At 60.0% G+C, this 25,125-nt stretch carries 19 protein-coding genes, 4 tRNA genes, 1 pseudogene and 1 riboswitch; of the genes and pseudogenes, 8 read left to right on the top strand and 16 right to left on the bottom strand.

What is annotated here, in order from left to right; genetic code table 11:
• The first annotated feature begins 4 nt into the window (after positions 1-4).
• The 3 genes and pseudogenes from AB4O23_RS10725 to AB4O23_RS10715 all read left to right on the top strand — a co-directional run bounded on the left by AB4O23_RS10725 (position 5) and on the right by AB4O23_RS10715 (position 1,303).
• Complete coding sequence (locus AB4O23_RS10725; RefSeq protein ID WP_017529430.1) at positions 5-778, top strand: hypothetical protein; 774 nt, start codon at positions 5-7, stop codon at positions 776-778.
• Positions 779-895: 117 nt separating this feature from the next.
• Positions 896-1,033 (top strand): annotated as a pseudogene (locus AB4O23_RS10720) (recombinase family protein); the annotation flags it as partial.
• A gap of 51 nt (positions 1,034-1,084) precedes the next feature.
• Complete coding sequence (locus AB4O23_RS10715; RefSeq protein WP_017529429.1) at positions 1,085-1,303, top strand: hypothetical protein; 219 nt, start codon at positions 1,085-1,087, stop codon at positions 1,301-1,303.
• A gap of 139 nt (positions 1,304-1,442) precedes the next feature.
• On the opposite strand, the gene AB4O23_RS10710 is transcribed toward AB4O23_RS10715, so the two are convergent.
• Positions 1,443-1,519: transfer RNA gene (locus AB4O23_RS10710), tRNA-Arg, on the bottom strand.
• Between the two features lie 324 nt (positions 1,520-1,843).
• Between AB4O23_RS10710 and AB4O23_RS10705 the strand changes: the two genes are divergently transcribed.
• The 3 genes from AB4O23_RS10705 (at position 1,844) to AB4O23_RS10695 (ending at position 2,960) form a co-directional block, all read left to right on the top strand.
• Positions 1,844-2,071: a hypothetical protein gene (locus AB4O23_RS10705; RefSeq protein ID WP_460084967.1), complete on the top strand. Its 228-nt coding sequence runs from the start codon at positions 1,844-1,846 to the stop codon at positions 2,069-2,071.
• Between the two features lie 11 nt (positions 2,072-2,082).
• Positions 2,083-2,250, top strand: a complete 168-nt coding sequence (locus AB4O23_RS10700; protein ID WP_017529427.1) for a PA3371 family protein — start codon at positions 2,083-2,085, stop codon at positions 2,248-2,250.
• Positions 2,251-2,633: 383 nt separating this feature from the next.
• On the top strand, positions 2,634-2,960 hold the full coding sequence (locus AB4O23_RS10695) for an Arc family DNA-binding protein (RefSeq protein WP_003175643.1): 327 nt from the start codon (positions 2,634-2,636) through the stop codon (positions 2,958-2,960).
• Between the two features lie 144 nt (positions 2,961-3,104).
• Here the strand turns inward: AB4O23_RS10695 and mgtE are convergent, their stop codons facing one another.
• From mgtE to ltaE, 8 genes are all read right to left on the bottom strand, one after another.
• Entirely contained in the window at positions 3,105-4,547 is a 1,443-nt protein-coding gene (mgtE, locus tag AB4O23_RS10690) for a magnesium transporter (RefSeq protein ID WP_017529426.1), read from the bottom strand.
• Between the two features lie 349 nt (positions 4,548-4,896).
• Positions 4,897-4,973, bottom strand: a tRNA-Arg gene (locus AB4O23_RS10685).
• A 72-nt stretch (positions 4,974-5,045) separates the two neighbouring features.
• Positions 5,046-5,122 (bottom strand) — tRNA-Arg (locus AB4O23_RS10680).
• Between the two features lie 108 nt (positions 5,123-5,230).
• A tRNA-Ser gene (locus tag AB4O23_RS10675) sits at positions 5,231-5,321 on the bottom strand.
• Positions 5,322-5,383: 62 nt separating this feature from the next.
• Positions 5,384-5,572: a carbon storage regulator CsrA gene (gene csrA / locus AB4O23_RS10670; RefSeq protein ID WP_003175645.1), complete on the bottom strand. Its 189-nt coding sequence runs from the start codon at positions 5,570-5,572 to the stop codon at positions 5,384-5,386.
• A 175-nt stretch (positions 5,573-5,747) separates the two neighbouring features.
• Positions 5,748-6,989 (bottom strand): aspartate kinase, encoded by a 1,242-nt coding sequence (locus tag AB4O23_RS10665; protein ID WP_017529425.1) that lies wholly within the window; start codon positions 6,987-6,989, stop codon positions 5,748-5,750.
• A gap of 94 nt (positions 6,990-7,083) precedes the next feature.
• Complete coding sequence (gene alaS, locus AB4O23_RS10660; protein WP_017529424.1) at positions 7,084-9,702, bottom strand: alanine--tRNA ligase; 2,619 nt, start codon at positions 9,700-9,702, stop codon at positions 7,084-7,086.
• 146 nt (positions 9,703-9,848) lie between these two features.
• Positions 9,849-10,853 (bottom strand): low-specificity L-threonine aldolase, encoded by a 1,005-nt coding sequence (gene ltaE / locus AB4O23_RS10655; RefSeq protein WP_017529423.1) that lies wholly within the window; start codon positions 10,851-10,853, stop codon positions 9,849-9,851.
• 190 nt (positions 10,854-11,043) lie between these two features.
• A riboswitch (FMN riboswitch) is annotated at positions 11,044-11,213 on the top strand.
• A gap of 97 nt (positions 11,214-11,310) precedes the next feature.
• Between ltaE and AB4O23_RS10650 the strand changes: the two genes are divergently transcribed.
• Positions 11,311-11,820, top strand: a complete 510-nt coding sequence (locus tag AB4O23_RS10650; RefSeq protein ID WP_003175649.1) for a 6,7-dimethyl-8-ribityllumazine synthase — start codon at positions 11,311-11,313, stop codon at positions 11,818-11,820.
• A gap of 71 nt (positions 11,821-11,891) precedes the next feature.
• Here the strand turns inward: AB4O23_RS10650 and astE are convergent, their stop codons facing one another.
• From astE to AB4O23_RS10615, 7 genes are all read right to left on the bottom strand, one after another.
• Positions 11,892-12,896 carry a succinylglutamate desuccinylase gene (astE, locus tag AB4O23_RS10645; RefSeq protein ID WP_017529422.1) on the bottom strand — a complete coding sequence of 335 codons (1,005 nt, stop codon included), beginning with the start codon at positions 12,894-12,896 and terminating at the stop codon, positions 11,892-11,894.
• 11 nt (positions 12,897-12,907) lie between these two features.
• Positions 12,908-13,195 carry a hypothetical protein gene (locus AB4O23_RS10640; protein ID WP_017529421.1) on the bottom strand — a complete coding sequence of 96 codons (288 nt, stop codon included), beginning with the start codon at positions 13,193-13,195 and terminating at the stop codon, positions 12,908-12,910.
• A gap of 26 nt (positions 13,196-13,221) precedes the next feature.
• Positions 13,222-14,568 (bottom strand): N-succinylarginine dihydrolase, encoded by a 1,347-nt coding sequence (gene astB, locus AB4O23_RS10635; protein ID WP_017529420.1) that lies wholly within the window; start codon positions 14,566-14,568, stop codon positions 13,222-13,224.
• Between the two features lie 156 nt (positions 14,569-14,724).
• Positions 14,725-16,194 (bottom strand): succinylglutamate-semialdehyde dehydrogenase, encoded by a 1,470-nt coding sequence (astD, locus tag AB4O23_RS10630; RefSeq protein WP_161979904.1) that lies wholly within the window; start codon positions 16,192-16,194, stop codon positions 14,725-14,727.
• Complete coding sequence (gene astA, locus AB4O23_RS10625) at positions 16,191-17,216, bottom strand: arginine N-succinyltransferase (protein ID WP_017529418.1); 1,026 nt, start codon at positions 17,214-17,216, stop codon at positions 16,191-16,193. The genes astD and astA overlap by 4 nt, the downstream gene beginning before the upstream one ends.
• A gap of 60 nt (positions 17,217-17,276) precedes the next feature.
• Positions 17,277-18,296, bottom strand: a complete 1,020-nt coding sequence (gene aruF, locus AB4O23_RS10620; protein ID WP_017529417.1) for an arginine/ornithine succinyltransferase subunit alpha — start codon at positions 18,294-18,296, stop codon at positions 17,277-17,279.
• A 260-nt stretch (positions 18,297-18,556) separates the two neighbouring features.
• Positions 18,557-19,777, bottom strand: a complete 1,221-nt coding sequence (locus AB4O23_RS10615) for an aspartate aminotransferase family protein (RefSeq protein ID WP_065876830.1) — start codon at positions 19,775-19,777, stop codon at positions 18,557-18,559.
• Positions 19,778-20,076: 299 nt separating this feature from the next.
• Between AB4O23_RS10615 and AB4O23_RS10610 the strand changes: the two genes are divergently transcribed.
• On the top strand, positions 20,077-25,125 hold the full coding sequence (locus AB4O23_RS10610) for a dermonecrotic toxin domain-containing protein (RefSeq protein ID WP_460063082.1): 5,049 nt from the start codon (positions 20,077-20,079) through the stop codon (positions 25,123-25,125).

The following is a 25,125-nucleotide window of genomic DNA, read 5'->3' as shown; positions in this document are numbered from 1 at the left end:
AAAAATGAAAAATCACATATCGCTCTTAACTCACGGAGCCAAAATTGCCGGGGCAGCAGTTGGAGGCGCCGCGGGCTCACTCGCGGGACCAGCCGGGACCGTAGCTGGTGCTGCTATTGGGGCCGCTGTAGCAGAGACGTGCACTAAGGTTCTGGATGACTTGGCGAAGCGTTGGCTTTCACCGAAAGAAGAACAGCGGGTAGCAGGCGTAGCCGTCCTAGCTATAGAGAAAATCCGTGAAAAGCTTCTTTTTGAGACTGTGAGAAACGATGACTTCTTTGAAGGTGACGACAGCTCCCCATCAGCCGCAGCAGAGCTATTTGAAGGGCTACTGTTGAGTGCGAAGCAGGAACACGAACAACTCAAGCTTCCATACATGGCAAATTTCTATGCCAACCTAGTGTTTGACAAGTCCGTCAAACGATCCGAAGCAAATTATTTGCTAGGAGTTGCGGAAACGCTGACCTACACCCAGCTTTGCATGCTGGGGCTTCGATCAAAGCTGCAAAGCGGCGAGTATGTAGTCCGGACGCATAACTTGAATTCCGGAGAAATGGTATCGGAAGAGACTCAAAATCTGGCCGAACAGGCTGAATACCTTAAACAAAGGCAGTTGTTCCAGAAGCTTTCTCCATTCCAGGCCGACATAACTTTCAACGAAGCCACAACCCTACCAAGCGCTACGAACCTTTCTACTACCGGGCAACGCCTTTCAAATTTGATGGAATTGCATCTGATCGAGAGGGACGATTTGGAAGCCCTAGCAAAAAACTGGTAATTCTTTCCCGGCGCCAGATGCACCCACATAGCACCCATGACCTGAAGTTGTTTTGAGCTTGATCGGCTGAAAGTATCAATTTATGTGATGTCCCAGTCTGCCGTCTCACAGGGCGAGGGCGGACCAGTGGACATCGATCTGCACAAGCGCGCACGAGAATTGCTGGCGCCCGGTCTCGGCATCCGCGCCACTGCACGGCACTCCAACTGCTCAACCACCAAGGTGCTCCGGATTAAAGACAGTCTCGCCCACTAACACCCATGCGCGTATGATCGCATTCTGCCACCAACCAACCAGGGATCGATAATGGCTAAGCACGAAATAAACCTCACTTTGCACACCAAGGTAGTGCAGCGAAAGGACGTAGAAATTGAGGTGCGGAAAGACGATGCGAAGCTTGGCGAGTTACTGATCAGCCAGGGAACCATTGACTGGAAACCGCGCGGTGCTCAGCACAAGCTGAAACTCAGTTGGACGCAGTTCGCTGAACTGATGGCCCAGCACGGGCGACGAGTCAACGACTAACGCCTGCTACAAGTTACAGAACAAAAAAAGCCCCGCCTGAGCATCGCCCAGCGGGGCTTTTTATTGGCCTGCTGCTGCCACCCTGCTGTCACGGAAAAAGTGAACCGGCAGTGGATAGGCGGGAGAGACCCTAATTATATGGTGTCCCAGGGCCGGTTCGAACGGCCAACCTTCCCCTTAGGAGGGGGATGCTCTATCCAATTGAGCTACTGGGACAAATGACAGCCATCGGGCTCAGGGGCACTGCGACGGACGGCGTGCATGTTAACGGTCGAGTTAGGTTTTGTCATGTCGTCCGTGGGCTTTTTGAGCGTAGGCCGATACTTGCGAATGCGATCGTCGCTCAACCCTGTAAACACCGGCACATGACGCCATCGTGCAGAATGCACTGCGACAAAATGCCAGCATTGCAAATTGCAACCCGAAAGCCACTTAAGGTAGACTCAACCATTTGATTTTATTGAAATAATAGATTGGCACGCGACCTGCAATGTTTCATGTGAACCCCCTCAGCCACGGCGTTAAACGGAGAACATGACCATGAACAGTGCCCTTCTGTTAGCCCTCAATACCGTCGCCCTGGCTGCGCTGGTGATGTTTCATTTCCAATCGACCGGCAGCAACGACCCCGCGCAGATCAGCCAGGTCGTGCCACACCATCTGCAACAACGCCCGCAACTGGCGGTGATGACCCCGACCGCGCAAGCGCCACTGCGCTTGGCTCAAGGTAGTCAGGCTTCGCCAGCCTCTGAACATTGGGTTTTCTGAGAAAAGCACTCATGAGCAAATCTGCCTGGCTGTTTCTGTGCCTGTTCATTGCCACCGCCGGGTTCGGCTTGGGAACCGGCCACACCACCGCACAGATTGCCAGCGGCGTATTCGCCTGCCTTCTGCTGCTGACGCTTATCGTAGGCCGACGCATCAAGTTCGACCCGATTTTGCGCTAGCCCGTTCCCCGCCCTACCTTATGTCGCCTCAACCTAGTAAATCAGCAAATTGCCACTAGTCTTAAACAACAGGGCAAAAGGCCAGTTTGCGATAGGATGTTCGGCCTCAAACCCTTATGCAGCCTGGTTCTGCGCGGAAATCGCCCTGGGCATCCCGCGCGAAAGATTTTTCCAACCAGTCCGCAAAAATGCAAATGAGTGCTGGCATAAAGCCTTTAGGCAGTTCAATATTTGTCACAGAATTGACGCCAAGGAACTGGCAAATCTGAGGCATGATGCGGCCTCTTTGCAATTCGGGTTGAACTTTGGTCGTGAGTCTTGTCTTAACACTCATCTTGCGGCCAATTCCAAAAACCGCTCCCCTGAACTAACCGGTTAAATATATGCGCCCATTGAAACAGGCAATCTATTCAAGCCGTACGGCTGACAAGTTCGTCGTACGTCTGCCAGACGGAATGCGGGAACGCATTGCCGAGGTGGCTCGCAATCATCATCGCAGCATGAACTCTGAAATCATCGCGCGCCTGGAACAAAGCCTTATTCAGGAAGGTGCGCTGGGCGACGAGTTGAGCATGCGCCTGGACAGCCCAGAGCTGTCACTGCACGAACGCGAACTGCTGCAGCGTTTTCGTCAGCTCTCCCATCGCCAGCAAAATGCCCTGGTCTCGCTTATCGCGCACGACGTAGAGGCAGCCGCAGAAGCCAATTGATCTGCAACTGATAGCCGAAGCCAGCCATGTGCTGGCTTTTTTTTTGCGCGTCTTTCAAGGGCGCCCGGACTGGGCAAGGGTTGGGGCCGGCTCTGCTGCGGCAAGGGAAGCTTGCTCACCAACGCAAGCCGCCCCCACAAGGGATCAAAGCAGGAAGATTGTCGCCAGCCCCAGGAAGATGAAGAAACCGCCGCTGTCGGTCATGGCAGTGATCATGACACTGGCCCCCATGGCAGGGTCGCGACCGAGACGTGCCAGCGTCATGGGGATCAGCACCCCCATCAACGCAGCCAGCAGCAGGTTGAGGGTCATGGCGGCGGTCATGACCACCCCCAGGGACCAACTGCCATACAGCAAGTAGGCGACAACCCCGATCACGCCTCCCCACACCAGACCGTTGACCAGCCCCACCGCCAGCTCCTTGCGCAACAGGCGCGAAGAGTTAGCCGTACTCACCTGATCCAGCGCCATTGCGCGCACGATCATGGTAATGGTCTGGTTACCGGAGTTGCCGCCGATACCCGCCACAATCGGCATCAATGCCGCCAAGGCCACCAGTTTTTCGATGGAGCCTTCGAACAAGCCGATCACCCGAGAAGCGATAAACGCGGTAATCAGGTTAACGGCCAGCCAGGCCCAGCGGTTATGCAGCGAACGCCAGACTGACGCAAAAATATCTTCCTCTTCACGCAAACCCGCCATGTTGAGGACTTCGGTTTCACTTTCTTCACGAATCAGGTCGACCATTTCATCGATGGTCAGACGGCCGATCAACTTGCCGTTTTTGTCGACCACCGGCGCCGAAATCAAGTCGTAACGCTCAAACGCCTGCGCCGCATCGTAGGCATCTTCATCCGGATGAAAGCTCACGGTATCGCTGGCCATTAAATCAGCCACTTTCTTCTCAGGGTCGTTGACCAGCAGGCGCTTGATCGGCAGCACCCCCTTGAGAATGCCTTCGTAGTCGACCACGAACAACTTGTCGGTATGGCCCGGCAGCTCTTTGAGCCGGCGCAGGTAACGCAGTACCACTTCCAGGCTGACGTCTTCACGAATGGTGACCATCTCGAAGTCCATCAGGGCGCCGACCTGGTCCTCGTCATAGGACAACGCGGAGCGCACACGCTCACGCTGCTGGCCGTCGAGAGCCTCCATCAGCTCGTGGACAACATCTCGAGGCAGCTCAGGCGCCAGGTCAGCCAGCTCGTCGGCGTCCATCTCCTTGGCCGCGGCCAGGAGTTCGTGATCGTCCATGTCGGCGATCAGGGTTTCACGGACCGAGTCGGATACTTCGAGGAGGATGTCGCCGTCGCGGTCAGCCTTGACCAACTGCCAGAGGGTCAGTCGATCATCGAGCGGCAAAGCTTCGAGAATGTAGGCGACGTCGGCGGAGTGCAGGTCGTCGAGCTTGCGCTGCAACTCGACGAGATTTTGCCGATGGACCAGGTTTTCAACGCGGTCGTGATGCGGACCTTCCTGGCGGTGCGTGAGGTCTTCGACCACACGCTGGCGCTGCAGCAGCTCGATGACTTGAGCCAGGCGATCCTGCAGGCTTTCTTGTGTTTTCTTTACTTCTACTTCGGTCATAGGCGAACTCCACTCCCAGCAGCGGGGCACGCCGGAAGGATCAATCAGTCAATTCATGATTGGTAAAACGGGGTACTGAGTAACTACTGGGTAAGTCCATGGAGGTATTCCACAAGCCCCGGCGGGGCTGACGGGCGCAATGATACACCGCTCGGCTGGTTTTAACGTCAAAAAACTGGAAAGAACAAGCGCTTGCGAGCCAAAGTTGAGTATTGGCTGCATCTAGGATCTGCGACGACGCAGCGCGAAAGGAAAACACATGAAGGCGAGAGAAAAACAGCGCTTGGGATAAATCTTACTCAAACCCCAGACGGCAAAAAGCCCGCACTAGGCGGGCTTTTTGTTTGTATGGTGCACTCGACAGGATTCGAACCTGTGACCGCTCGGTTCGTAGCCGAGTACTCTATCCAGCTGAGCTACGAGTGCAGATTGTGTTTTTAGACCAGATCACAACTGGCTGAAGCCAAGCTACCTGCATTGCTGCAACTAACTCTTAAATGGTGCACTCGACAGGATTCGAACCTGTGACCGCTCGGTTCGTAGCCGAGTACTCTATCCAGCTGAGCTACGAGTGCATTTGTTGCCGCGCATTATAGGCCGTTCAATCTCTATGTAAAGCTATTTTTTCGTTTAACTTCAACAACTTAACGAAAAAACCAGATTGCAACGTACTAAGCAAATAATGGCGGAGAACGGGGGATTCGAACCCCCGACACCCTTTTGAGGTGTACTCCCTTAGCAGGGGAGCGCCTTCGGCCACTCGGCCAGCTCTCCGCAACACGGGGCGTATATTAACCACGTTCATCCCCGTTTGCAAACATAAAAAACGATAAAAATTAAAGGCTTGGTTCTTCGTCCTTCTCTTTCTTGATCCGCAGGTAGATTTCCTCGCGGTGGACCGCTACCTCTTTCGGAGCGTTAACCCCGATACGTACTTGATTGCCTTTGACGCCGAGCACGGTCACGGTGATTTCGCCATCACCGATAATCAGGCTTTCTGCGCACCGACGAGTCAGAATCAGCATACCTTTCTCCTCACGCATTTCAGTTCAGGAACAACAGTCTGCAAAAAAAAGGCGTTCGACCTACGACCTGATGGACGCAGCCCTAACGGCCTAAGTATTGTCGAGCGCAGGCAAAAGACCATGCGCCCTACAAAAAAAGGAAAGGCGCGGTAGTCCGCGCCTTCCTGGCAACACATCACTCGCCCTGTCGGGCCGGAGCGTCCAGCTCAAAAGCGGTATGCAGTGCGCGTACAGCCAGCTCCAGGTACTTCTCTTCGATCACCACCGAGACCTTGATTTCCGAGGTGGAGATCATCTGGATGTTGATGCTTTCCTTGGCCAGTGCGCCAAACATGCGGCTGGCAACGCCGGCGTGGGAACGCATGCCTACACCCACGATCGAGACCTTGGCGATCTTGGTATCGCCCACCACTTCGCGGGCGCCAATTTCGCGCGCAGTGTTCTCCAGGATTTTCAGCGCCGCATCGTACTCATTGCGATGCACAGTGAAGGTGAAATCGGTGGTGTTATCGTGCGAGACGTTCTGCACGATCATGTCGACTTCAACATTCGCATCGCTGATAGGGCCCAGAATCTTGAAAGCCACGCCCGGGGTGTCTGGCACGCCACGGATAGTCAGCTTGGCTTCATCACGGTTGAAAGCGATACCGGAAATGATCGGCTGTTCCATGGATTCCTCTTCATCAATAGTAATGAGGGTGCCCGGACCCTCTTTGAAGCTGTGCAATACGCGCAGCGGAACGTTGTACTTACCGGCGAACTCCACCGCGCGGATCTGCAACACCTTGGAACCGAGGCTGGCCATTTCCAGCATCTCTTCAAAGGTGATCTTGTCCAGGCGCTGGGCCACCGACACCACGCGCGGGTCGGTGGTGTAGACGCCGTCCACATCGGTGTAGATCTGGCATTCATCAGCCTTGAGGGCTGCAGCCAGGGCCACACCGGTGGTGTCCGAACCACCGCGCCCAAGGGTGGTGATGTTGCCGTGCTCGTCCACACCCTGGAAACCCGCTACAACTACCACGCGGCCTGCTTTCAGATCAGTACGAATTTTCTGATCATCAATTTGCAGGATGCGCGCCTTGGTGTGCGCACTGTCGGTAAGGATGCGCACCTGGCTGCCCGTGTAGGATACCGCCGGTACGCCACGCTTGTTCAGCGCCATGGCCAACAAGGCGATGGTCACCTGCTCACCGGTGGACACGATCACATCCAGCTCACGCGGCAGCGGTTGCTGGTCGCCGCTAATGGCCTTGGCCAGATCGATCAGGCGATTGGTCTCGCCGCTCATGGCCGACAGCACCACCACCAGGTCGTCGCCGGCATCGCGGAACTTCTTAACCTTGTCGGCCACCTGCTCGATTCTTTCAACAGAGCCGACCGAGGTGCCTCCAAATTTCTGTACGATCAAAGCCATTTCCAAGCCGCCTCAGCCCGTAAAGGGGCGCCTAATATCCAATCAACCCACACCGCATGGCCCGCGAGTGAACCACGGGCCAGTCAGCTGTGCCTTAAATACCCGCTTCGACAAACGGCACGGTCAAGGCCAGGGCCGCGTCCAGGGCACCGGCGTCTACACCACCGCCTTGCGCCATGTCCGGACGCCCACCGCCCTTGCCGCCCACTGCCGCAGCGGCTTGCTTCATCAAATCACCAGCCTTGAGTTGGCCAGTCAGGTCCTTGGTTACACCGGCAACCAGAACGACCTTATCCTCATGGACACTGCCGAGCAGGATCACTGCGCGGCCGAGCTTGTTCTTCAACTGATCGACCAGGGCCAACAACGCCTTGCCGTCCTGACCGTCCAGGCGTGCAGCCAGGACCTTCACGTCCTTGACGTCCACCGCAGAAGCCGACAGATCGTCGCCCGCCGCGCTGGCTGCCTTGGCTTGCAACTGCTCCAGCTGTTTTTCCAGCGCACGGTTGCGCTCCAGCACGGCGGACAGTTTGTCGATCAGATTGTCGCGGCTGCCCTTGACCAGGCTGGCCGCCTCCTTGAGTTGTTCTTCACCCGCATTCAAATAGGCCAGGGCCGCAGCGCCGGTGACCGCTTCGATACGACGCACACCAGAGGCCACGCCACCTTCGCTGATGATTTTCAGCAAGGCGATGTCGCCGGTCCGGTTGGCGTGGATACCGCCGCACAGTTCTACCGAGAAATCGCCGCCCATGCTCAATACACGCACGCTGTCGCCGTACTTCTCGCCGAACAGCGCCATGGCGCCCTTGGCCTTGGCGGTCTCGATATCGGTCTCTTCGGTTTCTACGGCGGTGTTCTTGCGAATCTCGGCGTTGACGATGTCTTCCAGGGCCTTGATCTGCTCAGGCTTGATCGCTTCAAAGTGGCTGAAGTCGAAGCGCAGGCGCTGGCTGTCGACCAACGAACCTTTCTGCTGAACGTGATCGCCCAGCACCTGGCGCAGCGCGGCGTGCAATAAGTGCGTGGCCGAGTGGTTCAGCGCGGTGGCGTGACGTACATCGGCATCTACCTGAGTGTCGACCGGCGCACCGATGGTCAGGTTGCCCAGCACCAGCACGCCGTGATGCAGGAACGCACCGCCGGTCTTGGTGGTGTCGCGCACTTCAAAGCGCCCGGAAGTCGAACTCAGGAAACCACAGTCGCCGACCTGGCCACCGGATTCGGCGTAGAACGGCGTCTGGTCCAGGACCACCACCGCTGCGTCGCCTTCGTTCAGCACGTCGACCGATTTGCCGTCTTTGTAAATGGCAACGATCTTGGCCGAGCCAACGGTTGCGTTGTAGCCGGTGAACTCGGTCGGTACGTCAACCTTGACCAGGGTGTTGTAGTCCAGGCCAAAGGAGCTGGCGGAACGCGCACGCACGCGCTGGGCCTCCATCTCACGCTCAAAACCGGCTTCATCGACGGTCAGCTCACGCTCACGGGCGATGTCGGCGGTCAGGTCCATCGGGAAACCATAGGTGTCGTAGAGTTTGAACACCACGTCGCCCGGCACCACGGTGCCTTTGAGCTCAGCCAGGTCCTGCTCCAGAATCTTCAGGCCGTGTTCCAGGGTCTTGGAGAATTGCTCCTCCTCGGCCTTAAGCACACGCTCGATGTTGCTTTGCTGCTGCTTGAGTTCCGGGAACGCTTCGCCCATCTCGGCAACCAGCGCGGCCACGATTTTGTAGAAGAAGCTGCCGGTGGCGCCCAGCTTGTTACCGTGACGGCAAGCGCGACGGATGATGCGGCGCAACACGTAGCCACGGCCTTCGTTGGACGGCAGCACACCGTCGGCGATCAGGAAACCGCAGGAACGGATGTGGTCCGACACCACCTTGAGCGAAGACTGGCTTTCATTGGCGCAACCAATGGCCGCCGCCGACGCGCTCAGCAGGTTGGTGAACAGGTCGATTTCATAGTTGGAGTGAACGTGCTGCATCACCGCACTGATCCGCTCCAGGCCCATGCCGGTGTCCACCGACGGCGCCGGCAGCGGATGCAACACGCCATCGGCGGTGCGGTTGAACTGCATGAACACGTTGTTCCAGATCTCGATATAGCGGTCGCCGTCTTCTTCCGGCGAGCCTGGCGGGCCGCCCCAGATATCGGCGCCGTGATCGTAGAAAATCTCGGTGCAGGGGCCGCACGGGCCGGTATCGCCCATGGTCCAGAAGTTATCGGAGGCATACGGCGCGCCTTTGTTGTCGCCGATGCGGATCATGCGCTCGACGGGCACGCCGATGTGCTGGGTCCAGATGTCATACGCTTCGTCGTCCGTGGCGTACACGGTGACCCAGAGTTTTTCCTGGGGCAGCTTCAACACGCCGGTCAGGAAGGTCCAGGCGAAGGTAATCGCGTCTTTCTTGAAATAGTCACCGAAGCTGAAGTTACCCAGCATTTCGAAGAATGTGTGGTGGCGAGCGGTGTAACCGACGTTCTCCAGGTCACTGTTCTTACCGCCGGCGCGTACGCACTTCTGGCTGCTGGTGGCGCGGGTGTAGGCGCGTTTTTCCTGGCCCAGGAAGCAGTCCTTGAACTGGTTCATCCCCGCGTTAGTGAACAGCAGGGTCGGGTCATTGCCTGGGATCAAGGAGCTGGAGGAGACACGGGTGTGACCTTGCTCTTCGAAGAAGCGAAGGAAGGCTTCACGGATTTCTGCGCTTTTCATTAGGTTCTTCCACGGAGGCTGCGGCCAAAGGCCAGTGCGCAACATCATCAGACGGAGCGACGGCAAAAGGCCGCATTATATCGGCCCTTTGCCGGTGGTACAGCGTGTTTATGCGATAGAGAAGCTCAATTAGACGGTCAACACGCTCATTTGCGCGAAAAATCGACGAATGCCTTGAGCACCTGCTCAATCTGAGCCCGGCTCACATCCAAATGGGTGACCATACGCAGGCGCGGCGCGGCGCTCAACTTGATCCCGCGTTCGGCGGCAAAGGCTTGGAGCGCCGAGGCCAGGTCACCGACGCGCAGATAGACCATGTTGGTCTGCACCGGCTCCACCTCATACCCCGCTTTGCGCAATTGGTCCCCCAGCCACTGGGCGTTGGCGTGGTCGTCAGCCAGGCGCTGCACCTGATGATCCAGCGCATACAACCCGGCTGCCGCCAGAGAACCGGCCTGTCGCATGCCGCCGCCGACCATCTTGCGCAAACGGCGGGCCTTGGCGATCAACGCGGTGGAGCCGCATAGCACCGAGCCAATCGGCGCACCGAGGCCTTTGGACAGGCACACCGACACCGAATCGAAATGCCGGGCGATCTCCCGCGCGTCTACCCCCAACTTGACTGCTGCGTTATAGAGGCGCGCCCCGTCCAGATGCAGAGCCAGGCCATGCTCACGGGTAAAGGCCCGCGCCTGGGCCAGGTAATCCAAGGGCAACACCTTGCCCTGCATGGTGTTTTCCAGTGCCAGCAGGCGGGTGCGGGCGAAGTGGAAATCGTCCGGTTTGATCGCTTCCAGCACGTGCTTCAAATCCAGGGAGCCGTCTGCCTGCACTTCCAGCGGTTGCGGCTGGATCGAGCCCAGTACCGCCGCGCCACCGCCTTCGTATTTGTAAGTGTGGGCCTGCTGGCCAACGATATATTCCTCGCCGCGCTCACAGTGAGCCATCAACGCCAGCAGGTTGCTCATGGTGCCGGTGGGCACGAACAACGCGGCCGCAAACCCCAGGCGCTTGGCCAGTTCGGCTTCCAGACGATTGACGCTGGGGTCCTCACCGTAGACGTCATCGCCGCTGACGGCACTGGCCATCGCATCGAGCATGCCGGGGGTGGGCTGGGTCACAGTATCGCTACGCAGGTCAATCACAGTCATGAAGCAGGCCTCGGGCAAGTTGGATAAGTCCTTTTGTGAGTGATTACTGCGGGCAAAGCCGAGGAATATCAAGCCCCGTCTGCACTCAATCGAATACCAACCAAACAAACCGATATAGCTTATCGATACGGCGCTCGTGCAGTTTTTGAAAAACCATGTTAAAAACTCTCCGCCGCCAGGGTTCTGGCGGTAACGTTCTCAGGGCGGGGTGTAACTCCCCACCGGCGGTAATTACACGCAATGTGTATAGCCCGCGAGCGCTTGGCGCCTCGAACTGCTCACGCGGGACGGCGACAAGGTCAGCAGACCCGGTGTGATCCCGGGGCCGACGGTCATAGTCCGGATGAAGAGAGAACGGGATTGGCACCTAAGGGCCGCGCGCCTGTTCGCGCATGCGTACCCTTAAATCCCATTCGATTCATAACGCCCTGTTTTTTTCTTAAACAGGAGTCAGAACATGCAACCCACCGCTATCGACAGCAAAAGCAAAAACCATCATGGCGAGCGCGTCGCGTTTATCCAGGCCTGCTGGCACAAGGATATTGTCGACCAATCCCGTAAAGGCTTCCTCGCCGAAATGCTCGTTCAGGGCTACCAGGAATCGGACATCGATTTCTTCGAAGTCGGCGGCGCCTTTGAAATGCCCCTGCACGCCAAACTGCTGGCCAAGACCGGCCGTTATGCCGGTATCGTCGCCGCCGCACTGGTGGTGGACGGTGGTATCTACCGTCACGAATTCGTCGCCCAGTCGGTGGTCAGTGGCCTGATGCAAGTGCAACTGGAAACAGAAGTACCGGTGTTCTCGGTCTCCCTGACCCCACACCATTTCCATGCGGGCAGCGAACACCATGCATTCTTCCACGATCACTTCGTGCACAAGGGCCAGGAAGCGGCACGCACCTGCGCCGACACGCTGCACAAAGTCCGTGCGATCCGTCGCAGCGAACCGCGTGCGGTAGCGGTCTAAGCCACACCGCCAAACAAAATGTGGGAGGGGGCTTGCTCCCTCCCACATTGGAACTACACGAGCCTTGAGATCTACGCCAGACCGGCCTCTGTAGTCGGCACAATCAGAATCCCCGCCCGCAAGCCGTTCTTGACCTTCGGGTTGGGGAAGATGATGCGTGCGCCCTCCTCCTCGATCACCCAGCGGGTCTTCGCCACGTCTTCGGCCAGCAAATAGCCCTTTTCCAATTCCGAAAAGTTTTCCACGTCTGCCGGTAGGTGCAGCAGGAAGGCGTCGCTGTGCTTGATCACCTCCCGCGCAACGGCAAACAGCTTCAGACCGTCGAGGCTGTCAGCCTCAGGCTCGGTGCCTTCGATGATCTGCTTCAGGCGCAGCTCCAGGCGCGACACATCCACCCCCTGGTTCTGCCCGAACGGCCGGGCCTTGCCCAGTTCCAGGGTGAAGGCCTCGGCGTCCAACTGCTCGTAGGTAAAGGCCGAGAAGGTGATCGAGGCCTTGTTCTGCATCAGCACCGCTTCCATGCCGGCGGCGCGCAGGCGCGAAAGCTCACGACGCGAGTGCTGGCGCCCTTCCTTCCAGGGGTACAGGGCGAACTGCTCGATCTTCGAGCCGCGGATGGCCGTGTGCAGGTCGTAATGCAGGCGCGAACGGCCAGGCTGGCTGAAAAAGCTGCGGGCCAGTTGCTCCAGTTCGGCGGCGCGCATGGCTTCGGGGCCGATGTTGCTTTCATGACGGCCGTTGAACAGCCGGTTGATGTCCAGTTCGAGATAACGCTCGCCGCGGCGCATGGCCTCGGGGTTGCCGAACAGGAACAGAATACGGGTGCGGGGCTTGATCTCCCCACGGGCGATGCCATGCAACAGGCGGTCGAGCAGTTCGATCGGCGCGGTTTCGTTGCCATGGATGCCGGACGACAGCAGCAGGTCGCCGCCGTTGTCCCGAGCCTGCGGCGGGCGCACTTCAAGCGCACCCTCGCTGAGCCAGCGCATCTGCACGCCGTCGACAGTCAGTTGAATTTTTTGCGCCGGTTCGCGACCGGCGAGGGTCAGTTCAAGCAGTTTGCCGAGGGCGAGCATACGCAGCTTCCTTAGTGGTTGCAGCCTGGGCCGTGGACGTGATCGTCGTCATCACCTTCGACGTCGGCCGGTTCCATTTCCAGTTGCAGGCTCATCAGGTTGGTGGCCAGTGGGCGCATCAGCAGGTTGGCGTACTCGGCATCGCCTTCTTCCACATCCACGCCGATCAGCAGTTGGCCGCGGCCGTCGTGCTGGATCCAGATCTCCTTGCCCTGCCAGACCACGGCGACGCGGGTGCAGGAGGTTTCCAACTGGGTGCCGTCGGTGTCTTCAAGGATAAGTTGCAGGGTGTCGGTCATAAATAAAAGCTCTCAGCCGTGCGGCATTAATTGATCTGGAAAGGATAAACCGAGCCCAGTTTAAGGATTTGCGTCAGTTCATCCAGTGCCGTCCGGCACTCAAGCAGCAATTGCGGGTCAGCCAGGTCGGTTTCACGCAGGCTGTCGCGGTAGTGCTTGTGGACCCACTGGGTCAGCGTGTCGTACAACGGCGCGGTCATGATAACCCCTGGGTTCACGGCCGCCAGTTCAGTTTCGTTCAGCGCCACGCGCAAGCGCAGGCACGCCGGGCCACCACCGTTCTGCATGCTTTGCTTGAGGTCGAACACCTTCACTTCGCGGATCAGCCCACCGGAGGCGGTGAGGCCTTGCAGGTAGTGCCACACACGTTCGTTGGCACGGCATTCCTCCGGCACGATCAACAGCATCGAGCCGTCCGGGCGGGTCAGCAATTGGCTGTTGAACAGGTAGGAACGCACCGCGTCCTCGACGCTGACCTGCGCACGTGGCACGCACACCGACTGGAAGTTGCCGCCCAGCTTGCCCAACTTGCCTTGCAGCTCGGCGAGCATCGGTTCGGTATTGAGGAACGCATCCTCGTGATAGAACAGCACTTCGCCATTGCCCACCGCGATCACGTCGTTATGGAACACGCCGGCATCGATCACCGCCGGGTTCTGCTGGGCATAGACCACGCCTTCGTCCTTCAGGCCGTGCAGGCGTGCAACGGCCTGGGACGCTTCGAGGGTCTGGCGCGCCGGGTATTTCTGCGGCGCGGGGTAACGCGGGTCGAATGCACTGCGCCCGAACACAAAAAACTCCACGCCCGCCTCGCCGTATTCACGGCAGAAACGCGTGTGGTTGGCCGCGCCTTCGTCGCCGAACTGCGCCACAGCCGGCAACGCGGCGTGGTGGGCGAAGTGCTTGCCATCGGCAAACATCGCCCCCAGCACGCGGCTGGTGGTCGGATGCTCGATGCTGCGGTGGTATTTGCAGTTGAGGTTGGCGGCGGTGAAGTGCACGCGGCCGTCAGACGTGTCGGCGCTCGGGCTGACGGTGGCGGCGTTGGCCACCCACATGCTTGATGCCGAGCAACTGGCCACCAGCAACGGCATGGCTTGCCTGGCCGCCTGCTCGATCACCTGGGCATCAGTGCCACCGAAACCGAGGCTGCGCAAAGCGGCTACGTCCGGGCGTTCCTGCGGTGCAAGCACGCCTTGCACAAACCCCATGTCCATCAGGGCTTTCATTTTTTGCAGGCCCTGCAACGCGGCTTCCTTGGGGTTGGAATGCTGCTGGCTGTTGCTCTGGGACGCGACGTTGCCGAAGGACAAACCGCCATAGTTATGGGTCGGCCCCACTAGACCGTCAAAATTGACTTCATAGGATTTCATCGGCGAGGCTCCACGAACATCTGTTTTTATAAGGCAGTAAAAGTCTTTAAAACACCATAAATCCAGTGTGGGAGGGGGCTTGCTCCCGATAGCAGTCTGTCAGTTATGAATCAGGTGACTGACACACCGCTATCGGGAGCAAGCCCCCTCCCACATTCAGATCAGTGTTATGCCGGGGGTCAGCGTGGCCGGCACCACCAGGCTCGGGGTCTCCAGCGACGCCACCGGGTACGCGCAATAATCCGCCGCGTAATACGCACTGGCGCGATGGTTGCCCGAAGCCCCTACCCCACCGAATGGCGCAGTGCTGGCGGCGCCGGTCAGTTGTTTGTTCCAGTTGACGATACCGGCGCGACTTTGCAGCCAGAACTGCTGGTAACGCGCTTCGGAATCCGACAGCAAACCGGCAGCCAGGCCGTACTGGGTGTTGTTGGCCTCGGTGATCGCCGCTTCGAAATCAACGTAGCGAATCACCTGCAGCAGCGGGCCGAACAGTTCTTCGTCTTCGCGCTCGGTGACGCCGGTCACATCAATGATGCCGGGGGTCAGCAACGCCGCCTGATCCTGCGGCTGGGTCATTTCAAGCAGCGCCACGGCGCCGTTGGCCAGCATCAACTCCTGGGCTTGCATCAAGGCCTTGGCCGCGCCGAGGGAAATCACCGAGCCCATGAACGGCGCCGGTTGTTGATCGAAGGCGCCCACCTCAATCGTGGCGCTGACCGCCACCAGGCGCGCCAGCAACGCATCGCCCCAGGCACCTTGCGGCACCAACAGGCGACGGGCACAGGTGCAGCGCTGGCCGGCCGAGATAAACGCCGATTGGATAATCGTGTAAACCGCCGCATCCACGTCGGCCACTTCGTCGACCACCAGCGGGTTGTTGCCCCCCATTTCCAGCGCCAGGATCTTGTCCGGACGCCCGGAGAACTGCTGGTGCAGGTGATTGCCGGTGCGGCTGGAACCGGTGAAGAACAAACCGTCGATGCCTGGGTTGGCCGCCAACGCGATGCCGGTCTCCCGCGCGCCTTGCAGCAGGTTCAGCACGCCCGCCGGCAAGCCGGCTTCGATCCAGCATTGCACGGTCAGCTCGGCGACTTTGGGGGTCAGTTCGCTCGGCTTGAACAACACGGTGTTACCCGCCAGCAAGGCCGGGACGATATGCCCGTTGGGCAAGTGCCCAGGGAAGTTGTAGGGGCCGAACACCGCCACCACGCCGTGAGGTTTGTGGCGCAATACGGCGGTGGCGTCGCCCAGGGGGCCGCTCTTCTCGCCAGTACGTTCACGGTAGCTTTGCACGGAGATGGCGATCTTGTTGGCCATGCTGGTGACTTCGGTGGCCGATTCCCACAGCGGCTTGCCGGTTTCCTCACCGATGCAGCGGGCGATTTCATCAGCGCGGCGTTTCAGGATACTGGCGAAGGCTTCCAGCACGCCGATGCGCTCTTCCAACGAGCGCTGGGCCCACGCCGGGAACGCCTGGCGCGCGGCCTGCACGGCGGATTCAACCTGCTCGACGCTGGCGCCATTGCCGGCCCACAACACCTGTTGGGTTACCGGGTTACGCGATTCAAATAGCTCACCCTGGCCAGCCAGCCAGCTCCCTGCGATATACAACGAATTCATTATTTCGACTCCCGAGCAGCGGACAACGGTACAGCGCGCACTTGATCACCCACCACCAGTTGCAGGCGTTTGGCGGTCTGCGGATCAACCACCAGGGTGCCGGCGGCAAGGCGCGCCGGTGCGGCGGTGATGCGGCAATCTTCGCGCTTGCGGTTATGGATCAGGAACGGCGTGGCGTCGTCCCCCGGCGTGCCAATGGCCAGCACCAGCGACTGGCTGTCGCGCACCGCACGGATCTTGGCGGTTTCGCACTCCACCGCCGGGCCGGCGTCAAAGATGTCGACATAGCCCTGGTAGCTGAAACCTTCGCTCTTGAGCATGCTCAGCGCCGGCTCGGTGTCTGGATGCACCTTGCCGATCACGTTGCGCGCATCCTCGGACAGGAAGCAGCTGTACAACGGAAACTTCGGCATCAGCTCGGCGATAAACGCCTTGTTGCCCACGCCGGTGAGGTAGTCGGCCTGGCTGAATTCCATCTTGAAAAAGTGCCGGCCCAGGCTTTCCCAGAACGGCGAACGCCCGGCCTCGTTGGACACGCCGCGCATCTCGGCGATGATCTTGTTACCGAACAGCTGCGGGAATTCGGCGATAAACAGCAGGCGCGCCTTGGCCAGCATGCGACCGTTGAGGCCGTTGCGGTAATCGGCGTGCAAAAACAACGAACACAGCTCGGAATTGCCGGTGAGGTCGTTGGCCAGGAACAGCGTCGGGATCTCGCGGTAGATGTTCAGCTCCTGGGAGGCGCTGACCGTCAGGCCGACCCGGAAGTTGTACCAAGGTTCACGTAGTCCAACGGCACCGGCGATGGCGGAAATACCCACCACGCGGCCTTCATCGTTTTCCAGCACGAACAGGTAGTCCGCGTCGCCGCGCCCGGCGTCGCCGCGAAAGGTTTTTTCGGCCCAGCCAACCCGGTGGGTCAGGCGCTCTTCGTTGGCCGGCAAGGTGGTCAAGCCGGTGCCGGTGCTGCGCGCCAGATCAATCAGGGCCGGTAAATCGCTGCTGCGTACGGGACGAACGATCATGCTATCTCCTCAGACGGGCCGCTTTGCAGCCACCCGCGAAACTCTGTTTTATACCGGCTCTCAAACTGCAACAAGACGCACGCTGGCGCCTTCGCCAACGCCCAGCGCTTCAGCCGCCGCCAGGTCCAGGGTCACCGGCTTGCCGGGGGCGTAGTCCAGTTCCAGCATCACCGCGCGGTAATCCTGCAATTGCGCGTTGCTCACCAGGTACTGGCGGCCGACACCCTTGGCCATCTCACCGATCTTCACCGGCACCACGCGGCTCTGGGCGATCGAGCGAATGCCCGAAACCCGTGCATGCAGCGTCGGGCCGCCATCGAAGATGTCGATGTAATGGTCGGTCTCGAAGCCTTCGCGCATGAGGATGTCGAAGGTGATCTGCGCACGCGGGTGCACCTGGCCCATGGCTTCCTGGGCTTCGTCCGGCAGCAGCGGCACGTAGATCGGGTAATGCGGCATCAGTTCGGCGAGAAAGGTGCGGCTCTTCAGCCCGCACAAGCGCTCGGCGGCGGCGTAGTTGAGGTCGAAGAAGTTGCGGCCGATGGCGTCCCAGAACGGCGAATCACCGTTCTCGTCGCTGTAGCCGACGATCTCGGTCACCACCGAGTCGGCAAAGCGCTCGGGGTGGCTGGCGACGAACAACAGACGGCCACGGGAGTTGAGTTCCGACCACGGCGAACCGACCAGCGCAGGCTTCACATAGAAACTGGTAAGCAGGCTGTTGCCGGTGAGATCGTGGCACTGGGAAAGCACATGGATCTTGTTGTGGATCTTCAGCTCGCGGGAGGCGTGCACAAAGGTTTCGTTACGGAAACTGTAAAAGGGCTCCGAGTAGCCGGCCGAGGCGACGATGGCCGAACAACCGGCGAGCTGGCCGGTCTCGGTGTCTTCGAGCACGAAGAAATAGCTTTCTTCACCGTTGAAACTCACCTCGGCCGCGAAGGACGCTTCGCTGGCGGCGATCTTGTCGCTCAGGCGTTCCACATCGTCCGGCAAGGAAGTGACACCAATCGGGCTGTCCGCAGCCAGACGCTGTACCTCGCCCAGATCAGCCATTTGCGCGGGGCGCATCACCAGCATGGTGTCACTCCTTAACTCGAAAAACTCATAGGAAAAAATACCAGGCACAGTCCAGAAACCAGTGACGTCCGGTGTGGGAGGGGGCTTGCTCCCGATGGCAGTGTGTCAGTTGATGAATGAATTCACTGACACACCGCCATCGGAAGCAAGTCGAATCGTCGCACCGCCCCTCCCACATTTGGATCTTCACCGCTCCAACTGACGGGCCCGGCACAAAAATTTGGGTTCGATGCTCAATCGCTCGGGCATCGAACGGTCCATCATGCTTGCGTCAGTGTTTTTACAGCCCGCTCAAAACGATCCAGGCCTTCATTGATGTCCGCTTCGTCCACCACCAGGCTCGGGGCAAAACGCACCACGTCGGGGCCGGCTTGCAGGATCATCAGGTTTTCTTTTTCGGCCGCGTTGAACACGTCCTTGGCCTTGCCTTTGAACGCGTCGCTGAGCACGCAACCGATCAACAGGCCCATGCCGCGCACTTGGGTGAAGATGCCGTATTGCGTGCCGATCCGCTCCAGGCGCGCCTTGAACTGTTCATGCCTGGTCTTGACGCCGGCCAGCACCTCGGGTGTGTTGATCACGTCGATCACCGCCTCAGCCACCGCGCACGCCAGCGGGTTGCCGCCGTAGGTGGTGCCGTGAGTGCCGACCACCAGGTGCTTGGCCAGCGCTTCAGTCGTCAGCATGGCCGCGATCGGGAAACCGCCGCCCAGGCTCTTGGCGCTGGTGAGGATGTCCGGCACGACGCCGTAGTGCTGGTAGGCAAACAGGTGGCCGCTGCGGCCCATGCCGGTTTGCACTTCGTCGAATACCAGCAGCGCGTCGTTGGCGTCGCACAGCTCGCGGGCCCCTTGCAGGTAAGCCAGTTCGGCCGGCAGTACACCGCCTTCGCCCTGGATCGGTTCCAGCACCACCGCGCAGGTCTTGCCCGACACGGCGGCTTTCAGCGCCGCCAGGTCGTTATAAGGCACGTGGGTGATGCCGGTAATTTTAGGCCCGAAGCCATCGGAGTACTTGGACTGGCCACCGACGTTGACGGTGAACAGGGTACGGCCGTGGAAGCTGTTCAGTGCGGCGATGATTTCGTACTTTTCACTGCCGAAACGGTCGAACGCCACGCGACGGGCCAGCTTGAACGCGGCCTCGTTGGCTTCGGCGCCGGAGTTGCAGAAGAACACGCGCTCGGCAAAGGTGGCGTCGATCAATTTATGCGCCAGGCGCAGGGCCGGCTCATTGGTGAAGACGTTGGAGACATGCCACAGCTTGTTGGCCTGTTCGGTCAGCGCACCGACCAGCGCCGGGTGGGCGTGGCCCAACACGTTGACCGCGATGCCGCCGGCAAAGTCGATCAGCTCGCGACCCGCCTGGTCCCATACGCGGGACCCTGCGCCACGCACAGGTATGAACGCGGCAGGTGCGTAGTTGGGAACCATGACCTGGTCGAAATCGGCACGTTGCACCGGGGCTTGCTCAACGGACATCGGAGTCTCCTGAAGAGGAACGCCTGCCTGGAACTGGCGGGCGATGCAGGGATTGTAAGGACAGTTTTCAGCGCGGCCTTGCCGCCAAGCGACAACTTCTTATAGCGCCAACCCGCGTTTTTGGCGGGTTTACGCCAATGCGACAAATAGCGTCGCAAAGGCGCAGTTTAAACCGTGCAGGGCCCGAGAGGCAGAGGCACGCACGGCTGATTTGCCGCCACGCGCTAACTATTTGAAGCCAGGACGAGCCCAAAGCCTGTTTTGATCACGGTGACTCAATTCACTGAAGGATCAGCCACATGGCTTTCGCTGTCATTCAAAGCGTTATCCAGGCCACACGCATCGCGCCCGCCGGTGTACACACAACGCTGCCAAGCTGGCTGGGAAACGCCTCAGCCGCCAAGCGCCAGGCATTAAAAGCCACACCGATGGTATTTGCCGACTGGCATGCCACCACCAGCCGCGAACGGCAGGCGCCGCTCAAACTGGCGCTGGCGACGAACTGGAACGCGCACAATCAGGTGGACAGCGCCCTGGCGACACTCCAGACCCCGCAACAGTTCGCCGCGCCCCTGCTGCAGCAAGCGCTCAAGCAACGGTTCGGCCTGGACGCCGATGTAACGACCACCTACCTGCGCCTGTACACACCGCTGACGACCCCGCTGCTGCCCGTGCCGACCGGCGGCGCGAAAGTCTGGACCGTGTCGCTGCTTTCGGCCGCGCTGCATAACTTCGACGCGGCCGAAAGCCAGCCGCACGCTTACACAAACGACTCAACCTTTATCACCCAACCCAGCGCCACCGGGCAGTTCGACACGTTGCCCTCGTTCGCCAGCAAGGTCAGCATCCGACAGTTCATCCAGCTGTGCCGCGAGCTGGATATCGGCGCGCGCTACCAACGCTACCTCAAGCGCTTTTTCGGCTTCGAAGACGCCACCGTCAAGGCCACCCTGCGCGACACGCTGATCCAAAGCCTCAAGGCCGAGGCCAACACCAGCCTGCATATGGCGCGCCTGAAAAAAGACGTGAGCGACGCCGCCTTTTACACCCTTCAGGGCCAACTCGAAGGCCTGCGCGGCATGATGCTGGAAGGCAAATTGCTGCTCAGCCACGACCTGAGCCTGATGGCAGCGCCGCTGACCGGTATCGTGCTGTTCGCCGCCGACCTGGAGGCGCACCACGATTCAACGCCCGTGGTGGCTTACATCCCCGGTGACCCACAGGCGCCGCTCAAGTACTACCCCAACGGCACGGCGTTCATGCTCGACCTCACCTCGAAGCTGCGCAGCGCCGACTACCAGAAGTTCTTCTGCCGCTTCGTCAAACAGGAGCACCGCGGCTATTTTTTTGCCGACCTTAACAATCGCCTGTCGCAAGTGGCCTGGCACAAGCCCAAACCCGGCGACCCACGACCGACCTGGCGCGAAAAGCCCGTGGCGGAGCCCAACCTGCAGTTTTTCGCCACCAAGATCAGCGGCGGCCTGTACGAACACCTCTACGAAAACAAACTCAACCAGCTGCTCAACGACGCACGCGTGACCGCCGTGTCCAGCGCCGACGCCGATCGCCAGGCGCGCTGGCAACGCTGGAGCATCGTGCAAAAAGTCGCCAAGGCGATTCTCGAAGTGGCGGCCTTTATCGCCACCCCCTTCATACCGCCGCTGGGGGCGTTGATGCTCGGCTATACCGCCTTCCAACTGCTCGACGACACCTTCGAAGGCATCCTCGATTGGGCCGAAGGGCTCAAGCGCCAGGCCTTCGGCCACCTGATGTCGATCCTTGAACAAATGGTGCAACTGGGGATGTTCGCGGTGGGCGCACCGATTGCCGAAAGCCTGCTACGACAGGCGCTGCCCCAGCCACTGTGGGATTTTTTCGACACGCTTCACCCGGTCAGCGGCGAAGACGGCAAAACCCGCCGTTGGAAGCCTGATCTCACGCCCTACGCCCACGACATCACCCTGGCTGCCGAATCATCTGCCAACCCCGAAGGGCTGCACACCCACCAAGGCAAACAGATCCTGGCGCTCGACGGCAAACACTTCGCCGTTGAGCAACGCGCCGGCCACGCATTCATGCAACACCCGACCCGCCCGCACGCCTACCGCCCCCAGATCATGGGCAACGGCGCGGGCGCCTGGGTCACCGAAGTGGATCAGCCTTTGAGCTGGGACCGCGCCACCCTCCTGCGCCGACAAGGCCCACTCGCCGAGCACCTCAGCGACGCACGCCTGGAGGAGGCGCGGCTGATCAGCGGTACCGATGAACCGGCCCTGCGCAAGCAGTTCATGGACCGCCAGCCACCGCCGCCCCTGCTAGCCGACGCACTCAAGCGCGTCACCCTCGACCAACAACTGCAAGACTTCATCGACCAGATGAACAGCGACGACCCTGAGCTGTTTCAAAAAGCCGATTCACAGACCCAACTCTGGTTGCTCAGCAATACGGCCCTGTGGCCTGCATCCAAAACCCTGCGCTTTCTCGACGCCGAAGGCCGCACGTTGTGGGAACTCAAAGGCAAGGAAAACGCCGCAGTGGTGCAGGTCCACCAAGCGCAGTTGAAAAATGGCGACCTGCTCAAGACCCTGCTCGAAACCCTCGACGAACCCGAACGCAAAATCCTACTGGAAGAAGAGTTTGGCGCGGCCGTCACACAGCCCCACGTGCGCGCGGCCATACTGCGCAAACGCCTGGCGCGCAAAGCCGAGGAGAAACGCTTTGCCCTGTTTGACGCGCGTTATCGCAGCCGGGAGGTCACCCACGACCCTCGCGTGCAAAAAATCATCGACACCACGCCCGGCCTACCTACCAGCACCGCCGAAGAGGTGTTGCGCGAAGCGACCGGCCAGGAGCTGCTGGAAATCGACCAGGGCAGCCTGCCCGCAACCTTGACGGAACGTGCACGTTGGGCGGCGCACCAAGTCAGGATCAGCCGCGCCTACGAAGGGCTGTACCTGGACTCGGTGGACAGCAGCGACACCCATCGCCTTGCCCTGCACACCTTGCAAAAGCTGCCGGGCTGGTCGCCCCAGGTGCGCCTGGTCGTCACCGACTACTCGCGCACAGGCCGCGTGCGCGACTCAATCGGCACGCCTCAAGCGCCGATCCAACGTACGTTGGTGCGTACGGCCGAGGGCGCTTACGTTCCAGAAAACGGCGAGGGCACGCTCTTTGGAGAAACCGACTTCTATACAGCGGTGCTCCAGGCACTCCCCGACGCCCAGCGCGACGCGCTGGGCATGCAGATCGGCCAAGGCCGATTGCTGCGCCAGACCTTGCGCCAACACGCGCTGACGCGCGAAGAGGTTGGCACGCTGCTCGCCGAGATGCCCGTGCGCAAGCCTCTTTACGACCCGAAACTGATGCGCCTGCCAGGGGGCATGGAAGGCTATGACCGGACCTCACCCACGCCTGGCCCCAGTGGGCAACCGTCGCTGGAAGATCGGCTGCGCGATCTTTACCCCAGCCTGAACCCGGAAGAAGTGCGCAATGTGCTGGAAGCCATGCGCGCCCAGGCGGGTCCGCCGTTGCTGACGCTGCAATCCGTCAAAAGAGAATTGCTGAGATTGCAAGCCGACCTGGCGACCTGGCTTCACAACACGCCGCAGACGTTCCTCGATACGCAGATCCCCCTGAGCCGCGCGGTGATCACGGCCGAGCGGCACAATCGAGCGCGGTGGGTAGAAGAAATAGTTCACGCCTGGCGGCATGAAACCCCGTCCGATAGCCATTTCCCCAACCCCGATGACAACGGCCTCACGCTGCGCCTCACCCAGCCGATCTATGGCGAACTGCCAAAACTGAGCGCCAACTTCGACCACATCTCCTACCTGGAATTGAACGGCTATGTGTCCACCCGAGGCACACCGGCGTTCCTGGCCCAATTCCCCAAGCTGCGCAGCCTGAATATCCACGGCATAGCCCTGCGAACACTGCCCACCGAGGTAACGTCGCAACCCCATCTCAATGACCTGACACTGCGCAACACGGCCATCAAGTTGACCGCGCAAAGCCGTGAAAACCTGGCCAGCCTGCGCGGGTTAAAGACCCTCGACCTGTCCAGCAACCCGCTGACGCTGGCGCCCAACCTTGAACACATGACCGACTTGCAGCTGCTGAACCTGAGCCACACAGAGATTGCCCAAGCGCCCCAAGGCCTGACGGACCTGCCCCACTTGATCGACGCCAGCCTCAGCGACAACCAGTTTCAAGCACTGCCCGATGCCCTCTTTACGTTGCCGGCCGAACGCGCCAAGGCCTTTGATTTTTCCGGCAACCCGCTCTCGCGGGCCACCCTGGAGCGGGTCAAAACCTATTGCCAGCAAACCGGCGAACACTTCGGCGCGGATGCCGGCCTTGAAGAGCGGCGCCGGGTCCATGAGCTCTACCCTACCTTCACCGACAGGGAGGCCAGCCAATTTATCTTCAAGCTGCCGGGCAGCCTGGACGACGCAATGGCTACCCTCACCGACATGAAAGCGGACTACGAGCGCCTGCAAACAGACCTTGAGCAGTGGGCGGTGGAAGTCCCCGAGCGACACCCCGTCACCCACGCCCCCCTGGACACCCGAACGCGCGCGCAACAGCAAATCACACGGCGGGCGTTCAAGACGTTGCTGCAAGACTGCTGGCGCCGGGAAACCGCCCTGTACGCGGATCATGAGTCGCCGCGAGACACTCACGAACTGGTCAGCACCCACGCGATCCTGGGGGATTTGCCGGCACTGAACGTGAGCTTTAACCATGTCGCGAGGATTGAACTGGTGGGCGAGCACCATACGTCGATCCCGCCGGGCTTCCTCAAGCGCTTCCCTCAGCTTGAAAGCTTGCTGGTGCATCGCTACGCATTGCCGGACATCCCACTGGAGGTGTTCAACCTGGCCAAGCTCAGGTCGCTGAGCCTGACGTTCAGCGGCCTGCGCCTGAGCCCTGCCAGCGCCGACGCGTTAAGCGGCCTGGAGCACCTTAACTACCTGGACCTGAGCGAAAACCCGCTGGGCATTACACCGAACGTACGCTTGATGACCGGGCTCTCAACGCTGATGCTCTCGAATGCCGGGCTTACCGAAGCCCCCGCGGGCGCATTCAACCTGCCGCTGCTCGATCAACTGGATTTGAGCGACAACCAGATCACCGAGCTTCCCAGCGACATTCTTGAAATCACGCCTGACCTGGCCGATGGCTTCGATCTGAATGGCAACCCACTCTCACCCGCGACAATTGCCATGCTGCGCCCTTACTACCGACGCCATGCGGTGGACTTTGGCGTAGTAGAAGTCACGCTGGACCCGCAGATGAACCCGCTTGCTGCGTCACCCGACGTGTCCGAGGAGGAAATGGAACAATAG

Source organism: Pseudomonas sp. H2_A10, assembly GCF_054680085.1.
The sequence above is the reverse complement of the archived record's forward strand: the minus strand, read 5'-3'. Positions and strand labels throughout refer to the sequence as shown.